The sequence below is a fragment of the Billgrantia lactosivorans genome (assembly GCF_003254665.1).
Classification (GTDB): domain Bacteria; phylum Pseudomonadota; class Gammaproteobacteria; order Pseudomonadales; family Halomonadaceae; genus Halomonas; species Halomonas lactosivorans.
Window position 1 is genome coordinate 75910 of the sequence record NZ_QHGY01000009.1, and the last position, 16986, is coordinate 92895.

At 66.7% G+C, this 16986-nt stretch carries 17 protein-coding genes; 5 read left to right on the forward strand and 12 right to left on the reverse strand.

Annotation, left to right across the window (positions count from 1 at the left end; all coding sequences use genetic code 11):
• From kce to DIS04_RS16090, 6 genes are all read right to left on the reverse strand, one after another.
• The gene (kce, locus tag DIS04_RS16065; protein ID WP_111414798.1) at positions 1 to 933 is read right to left on the reverse strand and encodes a 3,5-dioxohexanoate:acetyl-CoA acetone transferase; all 933 of its coding nucleotides are present in this window, start codon (positions 931 to 933) and stop codon (positions 1 to 3) included.
• 26 nt (positions 934 to 959) lie between these two features.
• Positions 960 to 1895 carry a 3-hydroxyacyl-CoA dehydrogenase gene (locus DIS04_RS16070; RefSeq protein ID WP_111414799.1) on the reverse strand — a complete coding sequence of 312 codons (936 nt, stop codon included), beginning with the start codon at positions 1893 to 1895 and terminating at the stop codon, positions 960 to 962.
• A 16-nt stretch (positions 1896 to 1911) separates the two neighbouring features.
• Positions 1912 to 2685, reverse strand: a complete 774-nt coding sequence (locus tag DIS04_RS16075) for an SDR family oxidoreductase (protein ID WP_111414800.1) — start codon at positions 2683 to 2685, stop codon at positions 1912 to 1914.
• Positions 2686 to 2706: 21 nt separating this feature from the next.
• Positions 2707 to 3975, reverse strand: a complete 1269-nt coding sequence (locus DIS04_RS16080) for a TRAP transporter large permease (protein ID WP_111414801.1) — start codon at positions 3973 to 3975, stop codon at positions 2707 to 2709.
• Positions 3976 to 3977: 2 nt separating this feature from the next.
• On the reverse strand, positions 3978 to 4490 hold the full coding sequence (locus DIS04_RS16085) for a TRAP transporter small permease (protein ID WP_111414802.1): 513 nt from the start codon (positions 4488 to 4490) through the stop codon (positions 3978 to 3980).
• A 61-nt stretch (positions 4491 to 4551) separates the two neighbouring features.
• Positions 4552 to 5547, reverse strand: a complete 996-nt coding sequence (locus DIS04_RS16090) for a DctP family TRAP transporter solute-binding subunit (RefSeq protein ID WP_111414803.1) — start codon at positions 5545 to 5547, stop codon at positions 4552 to 4554.
• 362 nt (positions 5548 to 5909) lie between these two features.
• Between DIS04_RS16090 and DIS04_RS16095 the strand changes: the two genes are divergently transcribed.
• Genes DIS04_RS16095 through pncB form a run of 3 tightly spaced genes read left to right on the forward strand, consistent with a single transcriptional unit; the run spans position 5910 to position 8848 of the window.
• Positions 5910 to 6104, forward strand: a complete 195-nt coding sequence (locus tag DIS04_RS16095) for a hypothetical protein (RefSeq protein ID WP_111414804.1) — start codon at positions 5910 to 5912, stop codon at positions 6102 to 6104.
• A 1-nt stretch (position 6105) separates the two neighbouring features.
• Entirely contained in the window at positions 6106 to 7602 is a 1497-nt protein-coding gene (locus DIS04_RS16100; RefSeq protein WP_111414805.1) for a sodium:solute symporter family protein, read from the forward strand.
• A gap of 46 nt (positions 7603 to 7648) precedes the next feature.
• Entirely contained in the window at positions 7649 to 8848 is a 1200-nt protein-coding gene (gene pncB / locus DIS04_RS16105; RefSeq protein ID WP_111414806.1) for a nicotinate phosphoribosyltransferase, read from the forward strand.
• A gap of 126 nt (positions 8849 to 8974) precedes the next feature.
• Here pncB and DIS04_RS16110 read toward each other — a convergent pair whose 3' ends face one another.
• Both DIS04_RS16110 and DIS04_RS16115 read right to left on the reverse strand, forming a co-directional pair.
• Entirely contained in the window at positions 8975 to 9466 is a 492-nt protein-coding gene (locus DIS04_RS16110) for a YciE/YciF ferroxidase family protein (RefSeq protein WP_111414807.1), read from the reverse strand.
• A gap of 130 nt (positions 9467 to 9596) precedes the next feature.
• On the reverse strand, positions 9597 to 10739 hold the full coding sequence (locus DIS04_RS16115; RefSeq protein WP_111414808.1) for a PQQ-dependent sugar dehydrogenase: 1143 nt from the start codon (positions 10737 to 10739) through the stop codon (positions 9597 to 9599).
• Positions 10740 to 11036: 297 nt separating this feature from the next.
• Here DIS04_RS16115 and DIS04_RS16120 point away from each other — a divergent pair, with 297 nt between their 5' ends.
• Complete coding sequence (locus DIS04_RS16120; RefSeq protein ID WP_111414809.1) at positions 11037 to 12527, forward strand: FAD-dependent oxidoreductase; 1491 nt, start codon at positions 11037 to 11039, stop codon at positions 12525 to 12527.
• A 33-nt stretch (positions 12528 to 12560) separates the two neighbouring features.
• Here DIS04_RS16120 and DIS04_RS16125 read toward each other — a convergent pair whose 3' ends face one another.
• The 3 genes from DIS04_RS16125 to DIS04_RS16135 all read right to left on the reverse strand — a co-directional run bounded on the left by DIS04_RS16125 (position 12561) and on the right by DIS04_RS16135 (position 15833).
• The gene (locus tag DIS04_RS16125; protein WP_245904586.1) at positions 12561 to 13325 is read right to left on the reverse strand and encodes a cytochrome c oxidase assembly protein; all 765 of its coding nucleotides are present in this window, start codon (positions 13323 to 13325) and stop codon (positions 12561 to 12563) included.
• 42 nt (positions 13326 to 13367) lie between these two features.
• Entirely contained in the window at positions 13368 to 13838 is a 471-nt protein-coding gene (locus tag DIS04_RS16130) for a DUF2243 domain-containing protein (RefSeq protein WP_111414811.1), read from the reverse strand.
• 72 nt (positions 13839 to 13910) lie between these two features.
• The gene (locus tag DIS04_RS16135; protein WP_111414812.1) at positions 13911 to 15833 is read right to left on the reverse strand and encodes a metallophosphoesterase family protein; all 1923 of its coding nucleotides are present in this window, start codon (positions 15831 to 15833) and stop codon (positions 13911 to 13913) included.
• Between the two features lie 104 nt (positions 15834 to 15937).
• Between DIS04_RS16135 and DIS04_RS16140 the strand changes: the two genes are divergently transcribed.
• Positions 15938 to 16504: an NnrU family protein gene (locus DIS04_RS16140; RefSeq protein ID WP_111414813.1), complete on the forward strand. Its 567-nt coding sequence runs from the start codon at positions 15938 to 15940 to the stop codon at positions 16502 to 16504.
• A 24-nt stretch (positions 16505 to 16528) separates the two neighbouring features.
• Here DIS04_RS16140 and DIS04_RS16145 read toward each other — a convergent pair whose 3' ends face one another.
• Entirely contained in the window at positions 16529 to 16972 is a 444-nt protein-coding gene (locus DIS04_RS16145; RefSeq protein ID WP_111414814.1) for a YybH family protein, read from the reverse strand.
• Between the last annotated feature and the right edge of the window lie 14 nt (positions 16973 to 16986).

Here is a 16986-nt window from a genome sequence, read left to right on the forward strand (position 1 = left end):
TTAGAAGCCGACCTTGTCGGCTCCTTTCAGTTGCAACATTTCGCGTGCCTCCTCGGGAGTCGCGATCTCGAGGGAGAGTCCTTCGAGAATCTCACGCACCTTTTTCACCTGGCTGGCATTGCTTTCGGCCAGCTTGCCCGGGCCGAGCCACAGGGAATCCTCGAGCCCCACGCGAACATGGCCGCCCATGGCCGCTGCCTGGGCGGCGATGCGCATCTGGCTGCTGCCGGCACCCAGCACGGACCATTCGTATTCCTCGCCGAACAGCCGATCGGCAGTGCGGCGCATATGCATCACGTCCTCCGGGTGAGGGCCGATGCCGCCGAGAATGCCGAACACGCTCTGCACGAAGATACGGCCACCCACGATGCCGCGGTCCATGACATTGCGCAGGCTGTAGAGGTGGCCGATGTCGTAGCATTCGCACTCGAAGCGCGTGCCGTTCTTGCCGCCAAGCGTCATCGCCGTCTCGATGTCGGCGAAGGTGTTCTTGAACACCAGGTCGCGGCTGTTCTCCAGGTGAGCGCGCTCCCATTCGTGCTGGAAGCTCTCGTAGCGATTGAGCATGGGAAACAGGCCGAAGTTGATCGAGCCCATGTTCATCGACGCGAGCTCCGGCTTGAACTCCATGGCCGGGCGCATGCGCTCCTCCACGGTCATGTGCGGGCTGCCCCCGGTGGTGAGGTTGATCACGGCGTCGGTGGAGGTCTTGATGCGCGGGAGGAAACGCTCGAAGACGGCGGGGTCCTGGGTGGGCTTGCCGGTTGCCGGATCGCGCGCGTGAAGATGGAGGATGGCGGCGCCCGCCTCGGCGGCGGCGATGCCGGCCTCGGCAATCTCCTCCGGCGTGACCGGCAGGTGCGGCGACATGGAGGGGGTATGGATGGCGCCGGTCACGGCGCAGGTGATGATGACCTTGCGTTTGTTAGCCATGTAGGTTGCTCCTCGGGTAGCGAGTGTCAGGAAGGTAAAGCGCCACGCTGATGGGCTATCAGCGCCATGAGGCGACGGTCGCGCCAGGCTTGGCGATCGGCGAGGCCGTCGCTGGGCAGCCGTTCACGGCGCTCTTCGTTCAGTGCGGTGAGCGTGGCGGCTTCCCAGGGGTCGTCCTCGCCGCGCTGACGGTCGACGTCGCGGTACAGGGGGCCGTAGCGCTGGCCGTAGTCGACCACGCCGGCAGGAGCGTTGAGGTCGATGGTCTCGAAGGGCCCCATGAAGGACCAGCGCAGCCCCAAGCCGTGCTTGACCGTCTTGTCGAGGTCCTCGGCGGAGGCGTAGCCGTCGCGGAACAGGCGCAGCGCCTCGTTCAGCAGGGCGCCCTGCAGGCGGTTGAGGATGAAGCCCTGTACCTCCTTGCGGACCAGGATCGGGACCTGCCGGGCCTGCTCCATGAGGCGCAGGGTGCGGTCGACGGCCGCCGCCGAGGTGGCGGGCGAGGGGACGACCTCGACCAGCGGGATCAGGTAGGGCGGGTTGACCGGATGAGCGACCAGGCAGCGTTCGGGGTGGCGAAGATGATCGGTGAACTGCGAGGCGGCGATGCCCGAGGTGGAGCTGGCCAGCACGGTGGTCTCGTCCACCGCCGCTTCCAGGTCGGCGTAGATGCGCCGCTTGGCCTCGACGTCTTCGGGGCCGCACTCCTGGATGTACTCGACGCCGGCCATGGCGTGCGCGAGATCGCTTTCGGTCCGGATGAGCGACAGGCAGCCGGTCACGTCCTCGATCAGGCCGGCCTGGCGCAGGTCCTCGAGGGATTGGCGAATGGCGTCACGTGCCTTGTCCAGGGCGCTGGAGTCCAGGTCGTGCAGGGAGACGGGCAGACCGGCCCGGGCGAAGACGATGGCCCAGGCGCGACCGATCAGGCCGGCGCCGACGATACCTATCTGGGGGGGCATGGCAGACTCCTTCCGGTCACAGGGACTCGACGTTGGCGCAGACACTCAGTGCCTGGCCCGAGATGTTGGCGCCGCCCGGCGCCGACAGGAACAGCGCCATGGCGGCGATATCCGTGGGCTCGACCATGCGGCGCATGGAGATCTTGGCGAGGTTCTCCTGCTCCATCTGGGCGTAACTGATCCCGCGCTTGGCGGCCCGGTCGGCGATGACCTTCTCGATGCGGGGGCCGCGCACGATACCGGGCAGGATGGCATTGACCCGCACGCCCTCGGGGCCGAGTTCGCTGGCCAGGCTCTTGGTCAGACCGACGACGGCCCACTTGCTGGCGGCGTAGGGAGTGCGGTAGGCGAAGCCCAGGCGGCCGGCCACCGAGGCCAGGTTGATCAGCAGCCCCTGGCTCTCGCGCAGCAGCGGCGCGGCGCGGTGGGCGACGCGATACTGACCGTTGAGGTTGATGTCGATGGTGCGCGTCCAGCTGTCCTCGTCGATCTCGTCGATGCCGGCGGTGGGGCCGGCGATGCCGGCGTTGTTGACCACCACGTCGAGGCCGCCCAGGGCGGCAGCATCCTGGAACAGCCGGTCGACGTCCGCTTGCTGGCTGACATCCGCCACGGTGTGGGTGATGCCGTCGGGCAGGGCGGCCAGTGCCTGGGTATCGATGTCGCAGACATGCACGCGGGCGCCCGCCTCGTGGAAGGCCTGGGCGATGGCCAGGCCGATGCCGCCCGCGCCGGCGGTGACCAGCACGCGAAGTCCTCTGCGCGGCGACAGGCTTTCAATGACACTCATGGGCTCTCTCCTTGACGGGGCTTACAGCGAAGGCAGCCAGGTGGCCAGGAACGGCAACAGGCTGATGATCAACAGGTTCAGCAGCACGATGGCGACGAAGGGCATCACCGCCCAGGCGAGACGGGCGATGCCGATGTGGGTGATCTGGGAGGCCACGAAGAGATTGAGGCCGACGGGTGGGGTGAACATGCCCATGGCCAGGTTCACCACCATGATGATTCCGAAGTGGACAGGGTCGAAGCCGAAGCTGACGGCGATGGGCAGCAGGATCGGCACGAAGATCAGGATGGCGGCGGCCGCCTCGATGAACATGCCGGCGAACAGCAGCAGGAGGTTGGCCAGGATGATGAACAGCAGCGGGCTGTCGATGGTGGACATCACGAACTGCGAGAGCATGTCCGGCACGCGCAGCCGCTGCAGGATCCGGCCGTAGAGCCCCGCGGCGCCGATGATGCTGAGCACGACGGCGGTGGTGACCGCGGCCTGCTTGAAGATACCGACCAGGCTGGCGAGGGTGATCTCGCGATAGATCACGAAGCCGACCAGGAAAGAGTAGGCCACCGCGATCACGGCGGCTTCGGTCGGCGTGAAGACCCCGCCGTAGATACCGCCGAGGATGATGATCGGCATGAGGATGGCCAGGATGGCCTTGCGTCCTGCCTGCAGGACCTCCCTCCAGGTGCACTTCTCGTTGCCTCCCAGGCCATTGGCCTTGGCGAAGAAATAGGCGAAGAGCAGCAGGGTCAGGGTGACCAGGATCCCCGGCAGGATGCCGGCGATGAACATGTCGCCCACGGAGACGTTGGCGGCGATGCCGTAGAGGATCAGCGGAATGCTGGGCGGGATGATCACCCCCAGCGCGCCGGAAGCGGCCTGGTTGGCAGCGGTATAACCGCCGGGGTAGCCCTTGGCGAGCATCGCCGGGATCAGGATGGAGCCGATCGCTGCGGTAGTGGCGGCGCCTGAGCCGGAGATGGCCGCGAAGAATAGGGAAGTGACGATGGCCACCATCGCCAGTCCGCCTGTCATGCCGCCGACCAGGGTATTGGAGAAGTCGACCAGTCGCTGCGAGATGCCGCCCCCCTGCATCAGGTAGCCCGCCAGGATGAAGAAGGGGATGGCCATCAAGGGGAAGGAGTTTACCGAGGCGATCAGCTGCTGGGCGACGATCACCATCGGCATCAGGTCGCCCTGCCAGACGGTGACGGCGGAGGCCAGGCCGAGCGAGAAGGCAATGGGCACGCCGATGATGAACAGCGCGAGCAGCAGCAGGAACAGGAGCAGCGCCATGGTCAGCTCACCTCCTGGGTCGGGCTGGGGGGCGTGCCGAGCGCCTCATCGATCAGCAGCGCCACGCTATTGACGATGATGACGATGCCGCCGACGGGAACCGCCAGGTAGGGCCACATCATGGATATCCGCGTGCTGGGCGCGGTCTGGTGAGAGACGCGCTCCAGCAGCTCGAGGCCGTACTTGACCATGACGACGGCGAAGAGGGCGGAGCTGAGGATGATGGCGACACGCAGCAGGCAGGCGAGTTTCCTGCCGGCATACTCCAGCACGATGTCCACCGAAATCAGGGTGCCCTTGCGGTAGGCGTAGCCGGCCCCGACGAAGGTCAGCCAGAGCATGGCGAAGCGGGCGATCTCGTCGGAGAAGTACAGCGGTTTGCCGATCACGAACCGGGCGAAGACTTGCCAGAGGATAAGCACGGTCATCACCAGCAGTAGGGCGGCCAGCCCCCAGCCGATCAATCGGTTGAACTGATCGATGGCTCTGTTGGCCAGCAAAAGGTATGTCTTCATGGCTGCCTCGTGCGTCAGCGTGGCACCCGCAGGGCATCGCCGCCCGCGGGTGCCGCAAAGCTCAATACTCGAAGTTGATGGCCGCGTCGACCAGGTCCTCGCCGACGGTGGGCTTCCACTCATCGATCACGGGGCGGACGGCCTCGCGGAAGGGGTCGAGGTCGGGGTGGGTGACCGTCATGCCCAGCTCCTCGAGCTCCTTGAGATAGCGCTGCTCGAGCTCCTGGCTGGCTTCGCGCTGGACGGACAGGGCGATCTCGGCCGCTTCCATAATGATGGCCTGGTCCTCCTCGCTGAAGGAGTTGAAAAGGTCCAGGCTCATCATCAGCGGCGCCGGCGAGTAGACGTGCTGGGTCATGTTCAGGTAGTCCTGAACTTCATAGAAGTTGACGTCGTAGATGGTGGCCAAGGGGTTTTCCTGGCTGTCCATCACGCCCTGCTGCAGGGCGGTGTAGACCTCGGTCCAGGCCATGGGAGTGGCATTGGCCCCCAGCGCTTCCCAGGTGTCGACCTGGACGCGGCTTTCCTGGGTGCGATGATTGATGCCTTCCAGATCATCGGGATGCTCGAGCGCGCGCACCGAGTTGGTGTTGTGACGGAAGCCGTTTTCCATCCACGCCAGGAACTTGACGTTCATCTCCTCCTCGGCCAGGCGGGCTAGCTCTTCGCCATGTTCGCTGTCGAGGAAGGCGTAGGCATGGTCATGATCGTCGAAGATATAGGGCAGGTCGAACAGCATGAACTGATCGACGAAGCCGCCCATCGGCCCGGTGGAGGTAATCCCGGCATCAATGATGCCGAAGCCCATGCCTTCGATGACCTCGCGCTCGGCCCCGAGGGCATTGTCGTATTGGGGGTCGATGGTCAAACGCCCGTCGGATAGGCGCTCCAGCTCCTCTCCGAACTTGAGTACCCCGATGCCTTGCTGGGATTCCGGGCCCAGCGGGAGGCTCACTTCGATGACCTGCTCTGCTTGTGCCAGAACGCCTGTGGATGCGGCGAGTACCGACGCCGTGAGGGCGGTCAGGCCGACGTTCTTGAGCTGGGATGTTTTCATGGTGTCTCCTCGGTTCGTCGCCAACGGATCGTTGACCGTCTTGTCCTTGTTCCATCGACACGTGCCAGCAAGCAGCGGCGCAAGCCCCTGGCGAAGGCATGCCGGCACACACAGCACACGTTGTAGAAGAGTGTGCATACGTATGCAATAGCTGGGCTGATTACGTTCCGGTGTATGAGAGGCAAGTTTCTGTTTTAGAATAAAATATACTTTGGTTGTAGATTAGGGTACGTATTCATTGAATTTCCCGACCGAATCCTCTCGCCAAGCCGACATCACCGCCTCGTTCTCGGGGTGGGAGGTTGCGCTCCCGGCATCTAGGCTGTAGACGTGCAGGGGCCATTGGGGACGAAAGGAGGCGTATGCGAAAGGACGAGCGCTGGCGGGGGAAGGGGATCTGGCTGGTCTGGATCGTGGTGGCACTATGCTACGCGGTGCCGTACACGCTGCTCGGCGACGTGGCGCAGTGGTACGGCAGCTTCCTGTTCTGGACGCTGGCGGGGCTGGCCGTGATCGCGCTGAACGTGGTCATCACCCGCGACTTCAAGGACCGCTGAGATGACGCTATCCCTCATCTGGTGGGCCATCGCGGGCTACCTGGCGATCGCCGTCCTCATTGCCGTGCTGTCGCGCCAGGGCCGCGCCCAGGACATGTCGGGCTACTTCCTCGGCAACCGCCAGATGAGCGGTTTCGTCTCCGCGCTCAGCTACAGCGCCACCACCTACAGCGCCTTCATGATGGTGGGGCTGGCGGGGCTGGCCTACGCCGGCGGCGTCGGCGCGCTGGGCTTCGAGATCGTCTACTTCGCCGGGGTCTCGCTGGTGGCGGTGTTCGGGCCGCGCTTCTGGGCCGTGGGCAAGGCGTTCGGCGTCGTCACCCCCAGCGAGATGCTGGGGCGGCGCTACGACAGCCGGGCGGTGGCGATCGTGGTGGCGCTCTCCAACTGCCTGTTCCTGGTGCCCTACGCCGCGGTGCAGCTCGCCGGCATCGGCTACCTGATGCAGGGCACGACCGATGGCGCGGTGCCGTTCACCACCGGGGTGCTGCTGGCCACGGCGCTGGCGCTGTTCTTCTCCTACATCGCCGGCATCCGCTCGGTGATGTGGACCGACTCGCTGCAGGCGATCATGATGATCGTGGCCTCCACGCTGGTGACCTTCCTGGTCATCCGCGGCCTGGGCGGCTTCCAGGCGCTGTTCGGCACCCTGGCGGAGGAGCGCCCCGAGGCGCTCGTGGTGCCGGGGGAGGGCCTGTTCACCTTCACCACCTTCCTCGGCCTGACCATCCCCTGGTTCTTCTTCAGCCTCTCCAACCCCCAGGTCAGCCAGCGCCTGTTCATGCCCGCCTCGCTTGCGGCCATGCGCCGGATGCTGCTCGGCTTCCTGGTCTTCGGCTTCGTCTATACGCTGGTCTCGGTGCTGTGGGGGCTCTCCGCCATCGTCGCCTTTCCCGGGCTCGACAACGCCGACCTGGCCACCCCCGCGCTGCTGACCTCCAGCCACGTGCCGCCCCTGCTGGGGGTGATCGTGATGATCGGCATCCTGGCGGCGGCGGTCTCGACCATCGATTCGATCCTGCTGACGCTCTCCTCGATGGTCGCCCGCGACGTCTACGCCAACCTCAGGCCGGGCAGCAGCGAGGCGCGCCAGCTGGCGGTCGGCAAGTGGGTCATTCCGGTTATCGCCTTGCTGGCGCTGGGCTTCGCCGAGCTGCAGCTGAACCTGATCGCGGTGCTCTCGGTGGCGTCCTCGGCGGGGCTCGTCGCCGTGGTGCCGGCCATCGTCGGGGCCTTCTTCTGGCGCCGTGGCACCGCTCTCGGGGTGCTGGCGAGCGTAGTGGTGACAAGCGCCTTCGTGCTGTTCGTGTTTGCCACCGGCAACTCCTTCCTGGGCCTGCCGGCGGGGGTGTGGGGCATCCTGGTGGCCAGCGCTACCTTCGTCGGCGCCAGCCTGGCGAGCCGGCCGCCCCAGGCCGCGGCGGAGGCTTTCCTGGCCGTCGCGGACGAAGGCGGGCTACGTTCGACGCGGGTGGTCGAGGAGCGCGCCGAGCGCTAGCCTGACAGGAGACGCAAGCACACCGACCACGCAAACGGAAGGCGACATGGGCGAAACCTACCGCGAAGGGCCTATCATCCGCTCCCTGCTGGATACCGACTGGTACAAGCTGACCATGATGCAGGGGGTACATCACCAGTACCCCAATGCCAGCGTCACCTGGGAGTTCCGCTGTCGCGACGCCGAGCCCCTGGAGCGCTACATACCCGAGATCCGCGAGCAGATCGATCGCCTGGCCACGTTGCAGCTGTCCCGCGAGGAGTCGGCCTACCTGGCGAGCTTTCCCTACATGTCGCCCGACTTCATCCGCTTTCTGGAGCTGTTTCGCTTCCGGCCGGAGTACGTCCAGGTCGGCATGCAGGGCAGCGAGCTGTGCATCGTCATCGACGGCCCCTGGTCGCACAGCATCCTGTTCGAGATCGTGATACTCGCCATCATCAGCGAGGTGCGCAACCGAACGCTCTACCCCGAGGTCGAGATCGACCAGGCCGTGGCGCAGCTGCGCCATAAGCTCGATGCGCTGCGCGAGGCCTATGCGCCCGAACAGCTGGCCGGCTTCAACCTGGCCGACTTCGGCACGCGGCGACGGCTCTCCCAGCCCGTTCAGGAGGCGATCGTCGCGGTCATGGAGCGGGAGTTCCCGGGCCACTTCGTCGGTACCAGCAACGTCGACATCGCGCGGCGCCACGACATCAGCCCGATGGGCACCATGGCCCACGAGTGGGTCATGGCCCACCAGCAACTGGGCAGTCGCCTGATCGACAGCCAGCGGGCCGCGCTGGAGGCGTGGGTGCAGGAGTATCGCGGCTACCTGGGCATCGCGCTCACCGATACGGTCACCCTCGACGCCTTCCTGCGCGACTTCGATCTTTACTTCGCCAAGCTCTTCGATGGCCTGCGTCACGACAGCGGCGACCCGCTGTGGTTCGCCGAGAAGTGCATACGCCACTACGAGTCGCTGGGTATCGACCCGTTGACCAAGACGCTGATCTTCAGCGACAGCCTGACCTTCGACAAGGCCATGCGCATCAAGACGGCGCTGGAGGGGCGTATCCGCACCAGCTTCGGCATCGGCACCAACCTGACCTGCGACGTGCCGGGGGTGAAGCCGATGAACATCGTGATCAAGATGGTCTCGTGCAACGGCCAGCCGGTGGCCAAGATCTCCGATTCGCCGGGCAAGACCATGTCACGCGACGAAAGTTACGTGAATTATCTCAAGCACGTCTTCCGCGTGGAGGCGTAGCGCCCCCGCGCAAGGCCGCGCGAAGGCAGGGCAGCGTAGCGAGAGAGGTCGGGAAAGCGGTAGCGAAGAGAAGTGGGGCAAGGGCGGGCAGGCCGTGGCCGGCCTGCCACGAAACACGCCAGGCGCTTAGCTCGCCTTCCTGTTGATGTCCTGCTTGGCCATCTTGCTCAGCTTGTCATCGGTGGCCTTTTCCTCCTTGAGCGTTTCGGCCAGGATCTCCTTGGCCTTGGTGTGGCCCAGTTGCTCGGCGAGCTCGCACAGCGTGCCGTAGGTGGCGATCTCGAAGTGCTCCACCTTCTGGGCCGCAGCGATCAGGCCGGCGTCACGCAACGGGCCCTTCTCGGTGGCGTCGATCAGCTCTTCCCCTTCCTGGATCAGGCTCTCCATGGCGTGACTCTTGAGACGCTTGACCCGCAGGTCGGGAATGGAATCGGCGGCCTGCTCGATGCGTTCCAGCTGGCCCTGAGTCTCCTCGAGATGATGCTGAAAGGCCTCGACCAGCTTGCGGTCATCGGCGGCGCGGGCCATCTTGGGCAGCGCGCGGGTGATCTGCTTCTCGGCGCTGTTGGTCTCGGAGAGCAGGCGCACGAACAGTTCCTGGGGGCTATCGATCTTCATGTGTCCTCCGTTTCACTGGATAGGCCATTCCTTTGTCTGGCTCGTTCAACGTAGCAATGCTTCGGCTTTTGTGCGGTTTTCATCGGTTGCTTTATGTGACCGAGTACGTGCGATGGCAGCGTGGCTGCCCTCAAGCGTCGTCATCCTCGAGCGGTGCCAGGCGGATCAGCTTGCCATCGGCTTCGTCGGTCAGGACATAGACCCGGCCATCCGGCCCCTGCTCGACGTCGCGGATACGAGCGCCAAGGGGGATGCTCACCTCGTTGGCTACCTCGTCGCCGTCCAGGGTGATGCGCACCAGGCCCTGCTCGGTGAGCCCGCCGATGAGCATGCTGCCCTGCCACTCCGGCAGGGTGTCGCCGGTGTAGAAGGTCATGCCGGAAGGTGAGATGACCGGTGTCCACTGCTTGACCGAACCGGCGTAGTAGCCTTCATCGCCGGGGTCGGGAATCTCCTCGCCGTCGTAGTGCTTGCCCCAGCTCACTTCGGGCCAGCCGTAGTTGCGGCCTGCCTCGGGGCGATTGAGCTCATCGCCGCCCAGGGGGCCCATCTCGGCCACCCATAGCTCGTCCGTCTCGGGGTGAAGGGCGGCGCTCTCGATGTTGCGGTGGCCGTAGGACCAGATTTCGTCGCGGGCCTCGTCGTCATCGAGGAAAGGGTTGTCGTCGGCGGCCGTGCCGTCATCGTTGAGCCGCACGATGGTACCCAGGTGATTGGACGGGTCTTGCGCCGGATCGAACTGGAAGCGCTCGGCCAGGGTGAGGAAGAGCGTCTCCTCATCGGAGAAGACGATGCGACCACCGAAGTGATTCTCGTGCTCGACCCGTGGCTGCATGCGGAAGATCACTTCGAAGTCCTCGAGTCGGTCATCTTCCAGGCGGCCTCGTCCCAGCGCGGTAGTAGCCCCTTCTTCGCCGGGCTCGGAGAAGGAGAGGTAGACCTGACGGTTGGATTCGAAGTCGGGGTGCAGGGCGACATCCAGCATCCCGCCCTGGCCCCGGTTGAACACATCGGGAGCCCCCTCGAGCGGCTCGGAGAGGGTCTCCTCCTGAGAAAGCAGCCGCAGCCGACCCTCGCGCTCCGTGATCAGCAGCCGGCCGTCGGGCAGGAATGCCATGCCCCAGGGGTGAACGAGCCCGTCGACGACGGTATCGATGCTCAGGGCTCCGGCCTCGGTCTGAACGGACTCTTTCGGTTGCGCCAAGGCGTGTGGAGTCAGCGACAGGCCAACGGCCACCAAGCCTAGTGCGGCGACAGAAACGGTGTGCGCCATGAGATTTTTCCTCCTTGAGTGGGGGCACAGGACTTTGCCTGGAATTCGGCATGCGACGACCGGGTGGGGAAAATCAGCGGACAGGCGGAGTTCACGTGGTGCAAAAGGGTGCCTTGAGCGGATTTTTCCCCCATACGGCCAAGGGCAGCCAGCTTTCGGACAACGCCTACCCTCAAGGTAATGGCTTGGCCCCGTCTGGCAAGCGCAGCAAAGCGTGGCTCAGGCGTTCGCGCAGCCTTGCCGGGGCTTCTATAACTGGGGCATTGACGGATGTCTTGCGTGACGAAAGGAGTCGTAATGGAAGCGATGTGGAGATTGGGCAGCCGCGCCATCGCCGAACACCCTCCTCTGGACGAGGATGCCGAGGTGGATGTCGCCGTCATCGGCGCGGGCATCACCGGGCTCACCGCGGCGCTGGCGCTGGCCGAGGCGGGGCAGCGGGTCATGGTGCTCGAGGCAGGGACCGTCGGTGGCGGGGTCACGGGGGGCTCCACCGGCAATCTCTACGCCACCTTGGCCTCGGGCCTGGCGCCGCTGCGCCGCAAGTGGGGCGACCAGATGACGGCCGACGTGGTGCGGGCCCGAGCCGAAGCCATCGACCACATAGAGGCGCTGGTGGCGCGGCACGCCATCGAGTGTGATTTCCGGCGACAACCGGCCTACCGCCTGGTGACCGGCGAGCGCCAGCCGACGCCACACGACCTAGAGGACGAGCTCGACGCCCTGGTCGGCGTGGGTCTCGAGGCCGAGCTGGCCGATGGTCCCGGCCTGCCCTTCGACAGCTGGGGCATCCGCATCGCCCGCCAGGCCCAGTTCAACCCGCTGCACTACGTCCAGGGGTTGGCCCACGGCCTGCTCGGCGAGGGTGTGGTGATCCACCAGCATGCCCCCGTGCGCGAGATCGATGCCGGCAAGGAACTGGTGCGAACCGATGGGGCCCGCGTCACCGCGAAGCATATCGTGCAGGCGACCCATACGCCCAAGGGGATCAGCCTGGTGCAGGCGGGCATGCCGGTGTCGCGCGAGTACGCCGTCGGCGCGCGACTGCGCGGCGACGACTATCCCGAAGGCATCATCTGGGTGCTCGACCCCTTCCATTCGCTGCGCAGCTACCGGCACGGCGACGAACGCTACCTGTTGGTGGTCGGCGAGAAGCACCCGACCGGCGAGCACCGGGGGGACCACTATCAGCAGCTACGCGAGTACCTCGCGCGCCACTTCGACGTCGCGGCATTCACCCACCACTGGTCTGCCCAGCAGTACAGCTCGCCCGACGGGCTGCCCTACATCGGTCGCATGCACGGTCGCGACAACCTCTACATGGCCACCGGCTTCGCCGCAGATGGCCTGGTATGGGGCACCCTGGCCGGCCGGATCATTGCCGACCAGATCCTGGGGCGCGTCAACCCCTGGCAGGCCTGCTTCGGTGCGCGGCGCATCACTCCCGGCAAGTCGGCGCTGCAGTATGCCAGGGAGAACGCCACCGTCACCAAGCACATGGTCAAGGACTACCTGGGCACCGAGAAACTCGATGGCTTCGACGGCATCGCACCGGGGCAGGCCCGGGTCGCCACCGTCGAAGGCGAGAAGCTCGCCATTCACCGCACCGAGGCCGGCGATCTCAAGGTGCTCTCCGCCGTATGCCCGCACATGAAATGCATCGTGCACTGGAACGCCAGCGAATCGACCTGGGACTGCCCCTGCCACGGCAGCCGCTTCGACACCGAGGGCGAGGTGATCGAGGGGCCGGCCTTTCATCCCCTGGCCAGGCCCGAAGGCCACCGCTAGGGCGGAAGGCAGAGGGGCGTTCGGCCAGGGCGACTAGCGAAGAGGCGGAAATGTCAGCAGCGATTCTCGTCGCGCGGCGGAGGTCAGCGCCATCAACGCCACCGCCAGCAACAGCTCGGCCAGGTCGCCGCCGTAGTACATGAGCTGGGCGGCGGCCTGGATCTCTGCCGCGGAATGGCCGGCACCGCGCGGCCACAGGTAGCCGTACATGAGCTTGCCCAGCAGGGCGTGGGCGGCCATGGAAACGAACAGTACGCCCAGGCGAAAGCGCAGGCCGAGCCGGTGCGGCGAGGCGTCCGGGCCCGCCAGGATCGACCAACAGAACAGGTAGCCCGCCGCCAGGAAATGCAGGTGGACCCAGCCATGCAGCAGGCCGCTGTGCCGCGAGGCGGCATATAGCGGGGTGAAGTAGAGCAGGGCCATTCCGCCGACGTTGAGCAGCAGGGCGGCGATCGGGTGCGACACGATCCGCAGCGGCAGGCTCCGGAGAACGCCAACGAGCCGGCGCGCCGCGGCGGTCGGCAGGCTCCTGAGGGTCAGCGTCACCGGGGCGGCCAGTGCCCAGGCCAGCGGTGCCAGCATGCCGATCAGCAGGTGCTGGGCCATGTGGCCGCTCAGGTCGTGATGCGCCCAGGCCATGACCGGCGGGGCCACGGCCACGGCGAGCAGCAGGCTGCCCAGGACAAAGAGGGCGCAGCGCCAGCCGCTCCAGCCGTTGCCGTGACGCTGCTGGCGCCCGGCCGCGCCAAGATAGCCCAGGGTCACCAGACAGAGCAGGCCAAGCGGGAGCCACGCCAACAGCGCCGATGCGCCTCCAGCGGCAACGCTGCCGAGCATGGCTCAGCCCCGCTCTAGCCGCCTGGCTCGACGGTAGAGGGCCAGGCCCACCAGCAGCAGAGCCAGGGCAGAGAGGTTCCAGCTCAGGTCATAGGCGAGCAGGTCGACGCCGTAGCGGATCTGGTGGATACCCAGCAGCTTGTGGCTGACGATGCCGTCGAACAGCTGGAAGCCGCCCATGCCGAGGAAGGCGCCGGCCCAGGCCCAGCGCGCCACCAGCCGGCGACGCTGGGCCTGCTCGATCAGCAGGAAGGCGCCGAGCGCGATGGCGAGCAGCTCGGCTGCGTGCAGCAGGCCGTCCGACAGAATGCCGACGGTCGGCGTCGCGCGGTCGAAGAAGTGATGCCACTGCAGCAACTGGTGGAAGACGATCTCGTCGACGGCGGCCATCACGCCGGCGCCGGCCATCGCGGCAAGCCAGAGTGATCGGCGTGAATCCTTTGCGGCGGCCGGGGCGGGGCGGGGTGAGGTCATGGCAACCGTGCTCTGGTGGGTCTGCCCTCAAGCTAGGCCCGCATCGACGCAAAGACAAACCGCCTGCGACCTTCACTCCCTGGCGGGCGGGAAGCCGACCTCGAATCCGCGCGCATCGAGGTAGCGAATGTCGCGGGGTTCCCCCGCCTCGTCGAAGTCGACCAGGCCGAGGCCGCAGCCGTTCCACAGCCGCTCGCCGGCCCGGGCGCGATCGGGGTCGCGGGGGTGAATCGCCAGGCGGCGACGCTTGGTGAACCAGTTGAGCGGCGAGCGCGGGGCGTAGAGCCAGCGGTTGAGCCGGTCGAACCAGTCTAGCAGGGTGACGGGAAAGGCGTTCTTGATGCCGCTGGCGGTGATCTGCCACAGCCGCGGGCCTTGCTCGCGGTGCCGCAGGTGGATGTCGTAGGCGAAGGAGTAGTGCACGTCGCCGGAGAGAATCACGTAGTTGCCCGGCGTGCGCGAGTGGCGAAAGATGTTGAGCATGACGCTGGCGGCGCCGCGATGGGCCATCCAGTTCTCGGCATCCACCAGCAGGGGCTTGCCCGCCAGGGCGAAGAGCCGCTGCACCGTCTCGATGAGCTTGACGCCGAACATGGGGGCCGGCGAGACGATGATGGCCGCTGGCGCGTCGAGCATGGCCTCCTGCAGCTCGATCAGCGCCTCCCAGTCCATCAGGCCCGAGGGTCGGGTCGGGTGGCGCTCGCTGCGCCAGCGCCGCGTGCGGGTATCCAGCACGATCAGGGGAGGCGGCCCGGGTATGCGGTACTCCCAGCCCTGGAAGCGCTGCAGCCGCTGCAGCAGGGCGTCGTGCGCCTGCCTAGGCAGTTGGCCCTCCTGTCGCCGTGCCTCGCTCATCAGCGCCGCCGCCCGTGCGCACAGGCCATCCAGGCGCTCGGGATCGTTGCCCCAGCCCTGGCAGAGCAGGTAGGCCAGCAGGGCATTGCCGATGATGCGTCGCGAGAAGGGGTGGCCGTAGGCGACCTGCTCCCAGTCGGCGGTCAGGTTCCAGTCGTCGGTCACGTCGTGATCGTCGAAGATCATCAGGCTGGGCAGGTGGGCCAGCAGGCGGGCGCAGGCGGGCAAGCCCTCGACGAAGCGCTCGAGGATGGCCTGTTCGGCCAGGAAGCGCTGGTGCCATTCGGCGTCCAGCGCAGGAGGGGAGAGTTCGATCAGCCGCCACGGCAGCGGCGACCAGACCAGCAGGTACATGGCCATCACCTCGGCGAAGGTGATCAGGTGATTGTGCGCATTGGCCGTGGTGAACACCGGCTTGCGTACGCCGCCGAAGAAGCGTTCGCGCAGGGCGCTGCCGCTCTCGGTGTCCGGCAGCAGCGCCTCGCGCCGGTAATAGCTGGCCTCGTCGCGATAGAGCGCCCGGCTGTCGGGTACCGTGGCGCCCTCCAGCGTTTCGTCGAACAGGCCCAGCCGTGCGATCAGGGTGTGGATCGCCACCAGCGTGGGGCCGGCCACGTCGTCGGCGTAGACCTGGTCGCCGGTCATCAGCAGCCAGGCCGGCCATTCCTGTGGCGCCCGGCGGCGCTTGGCGAGCCAGGCGTCGGCGCCCACCAGGCCGTCGGGGCCGTCATGGTGGGGCTTGCGGCAGGAGCCGTGCAGCAGGCGGTGGTGGCGCTCGGCCAGCACGAAGCTCGGGTAGTTCGTGCCCTCATGCAGCAGGTGCGGTGCCCAGTCGGCGATGCCGCGCTCCTCGGCTTCGCCGCGTATCTTCAGGTCGTAGTCGACGAACGTGCCGGTGGGCAGCGGCGTGGCGAGGGAAACGTCGATCAGGTGCAGCCAGGCATGCTGCCCGACCGGGATGCGCTCGAGCCGCCCGTCGCCCAGCCGCAGGCGCCGCGGCGGGTGGCCCTCGGGGTGCAGCATGAGCGTCAGTTCGAGCGGCCGCGTGGCCACCAGCCACAGCACCAGGCGCTCGGCCGACAGGCGTCGCAGCAAGGGGCCGGCCAGGACGTCGGGCAGGGGCGGGGCGTCGTCGGTCATCGGGCTCTCCTGTCTGGCGCACTCGCGCCATCGCTGGCGCATGACACTCCAAGTGAGTAGGCTGGGCTGCGATTCGTTCAATTCCTGCTGATGGAGACGGCAACATGCTCGTCATGATTCTGGGGCTCGTGCTCTTCCTGGGCACCCACTCCGTACGCATCTTTGCCGACGACTGGCGCAGCGAGCAGATCCAGCGCCTGGGCGAGATGCGCTGGAAGGGCTTGTTCTCGCTCGTCTCCATCGTGGGGCTGGCACTGGCCATCTGGGGCTTCGGGCGCATGCGCCTCGACCCCACCTGGGTCTGGTACCCGCCGGTGGGAATGCGCCACGCGGTGGCGCTGCTGATGCTCCCCGCCTTCCTCCTGCTGGTGGCGGCCTACGTTCCCCATAACCACATCAAGGCCAAGCTGGGCCATCCCATGGTGCTGGCGGTCAAGGTGTGGGCGTTTGCCCACCTGCTGGCCAACGGGCGCCTCGGCGACATCGTCTTCTTCGGCGCCTTCCTGCTCTGGGCCGTGCTCGACTTCCGTGCCGCCCGGCGTCGCCAGCCCGCCCCGGCCGTGAGCCCGCGTGCCTCGGGCACCCTCATCACGTTGGGCGTCGGGCTGGTCGCCTACTACCTGTTCGCCTTCCATCTGCATGTGTGGGTCACCGGGGTGCCGGTGATGTAGGTCGCGCTTCTCCCGGCTCGCGCCTCAGGGCTCCAGGTCGAACAACGCCTCGCCGCTGCGCGTGTCGAAAGGGGCGGAGAAGTGCTCGTGCACCACCTTCCACTGGCCCTCGATGCGCCGGTAGCCGCTGGTCATGCGTAGCCAGCCCGACTTGGTCTCGCCGTTGGCGTTGCTGCCGCCGCAGCGATTCATGGCATGGCAGAAGGCCACCTGGCCGTCGGCATGGATCGTCACCTCATGCAGCTCGAAGACCATCGGCCCCGGGCACATCTCCATGCACCGTTGCCAGTGGTCGCGGTAGGCCGCCACGCCCTTGAACTGCAGCTTCGTCACCGCATCGAAGGCGACGATATCGGGGGCATAGTGGGCGACGATGGCGTCGAGATCCTGGGCGCGCACCGCGGCCGCCCAGCTTTCCAGCTGTTCCAGTACCGCGGCCTCGGCGGACAGGCCGGTATGGGTCGTCATGGGGGCGTCTCCTC

Excerpts from the sequence above, each read along its gene's own strand:
- DIS04_RS16075 (WP_111414800.1), bottom strand. The coding sequence starts at position 2,685 with ATGAGTGTCATTGAAAGCCTGTCGCCGCGCAGAGGACTTCGCGTGCTG.
- DIS04_RS16100 (WP_111414805.1), top strand. The coding sequence starts at position 6,106 with ATGACGCTATCCCTCATCTGGTGGGCCATCGCGGGCTACCTGGCGATC.
- DIS04_RS16110 (WP_111414807.1), bottom strand. The coding sequence starts at position 9,466 with ATGAAGATCGATAGCCCCCAGGAACTGTTCGTGCGCCTGCTCTCCGAG.
- DIS04_RS16135 (WP_111414812.1), bottom strand. The coding sequence starts at position 15,833 with ATGACCGACGACGCCCCGCCCCTGCCCGACGTCCTGGCCGGCCCCTTG.
- DIS04_RS16080 (WP_111414801.1), bottom strand. The coding sequence starts at position 3,975 with ATGGCGCTGCTCCTGTTCCTGCTGCTGCTCGCGCTGTTCATCATCGGC.
- DIS04_RS16085 (WP_111414802.1), bottom strand. The coding sequence starts at position 4,490 with ATGAAGACATACCTTTTGCTGGCCAACAGAGCCATCGATCAGTTCAAC.
- DIS04_RS16140 (WP_111414813.1), top strand. The coding sequence starts at position 15,938 with ATGCTCGTCATGATTCTGGGGCTCGTGCTCTTCCTGGGCACCCACTCC.
- DIS04_RS16070 (WP_111414799.1), bottom strand. The coding sequence starts at position 1,895 with ATGCCCCCCCAGATAGGTATCGTCGGCGCCGGCCTGATCGGTCGCGCC.
- kce (WP_111414798.1), bottom strand. The coding sequence starts at position 933 with ATGGCTAACAAACGCAAGGTCATCATCACCTGCGCCGTGACCGGCGCC.
- DIS04_RS16095 (WP_111414804.1), top strand. The coding sequence starts at position 5,910 with ATGCGAAAGGACGAGCGCTGGCGGGGGAAGGGGATCTGGCTGGTCTGG.
- DIS04_RS16120 (WP_111414809.1), top strand. The coding sequence starts at position 11,037 with ATGGAAGCGATGTGGAGATTGGGCAGCCGCGCCATCGCCGAACACCCT.
- DIS04_RS16115 (WP_111414808.1), bottom strand. The coding sequence starts at position 10,739 with ATGGCGCACACCGTTTCTGTCGCCGCACTAGGCTTGGTGGCCGTTGGC.
- DIS04_RS16090 (WP_111414803.1), bottom strand. The coding sequence starts at position 5,547 with ATGAAAACATCCCAGCTCAAGAACGTCGGCCTGACCGCCCTCACGGCG.
- pncB (WP_111414806.1), top strand. The coding sequence starts at position 7,649 with ATGGGCGAAACCTACCGCGAAGGGCCTATCATCCGCTCCCTGCTGGAT.
- DIS04_RS16145 (WP_111414814.1), bottom strand. The coding sequence starts at position 16,972 with ATGACGACCCATACCGGCCTGTCCGCCGAGGCCGCGGTACTGGAACAG.
- DIS04_RS16130 (WP_111414811.1), bottom strand. The coding sequence starts at position 13,838 with ATGACCTCACCCCGCCCCGCCCCGGCCGCCGCAAAGGATTCACGCCGA.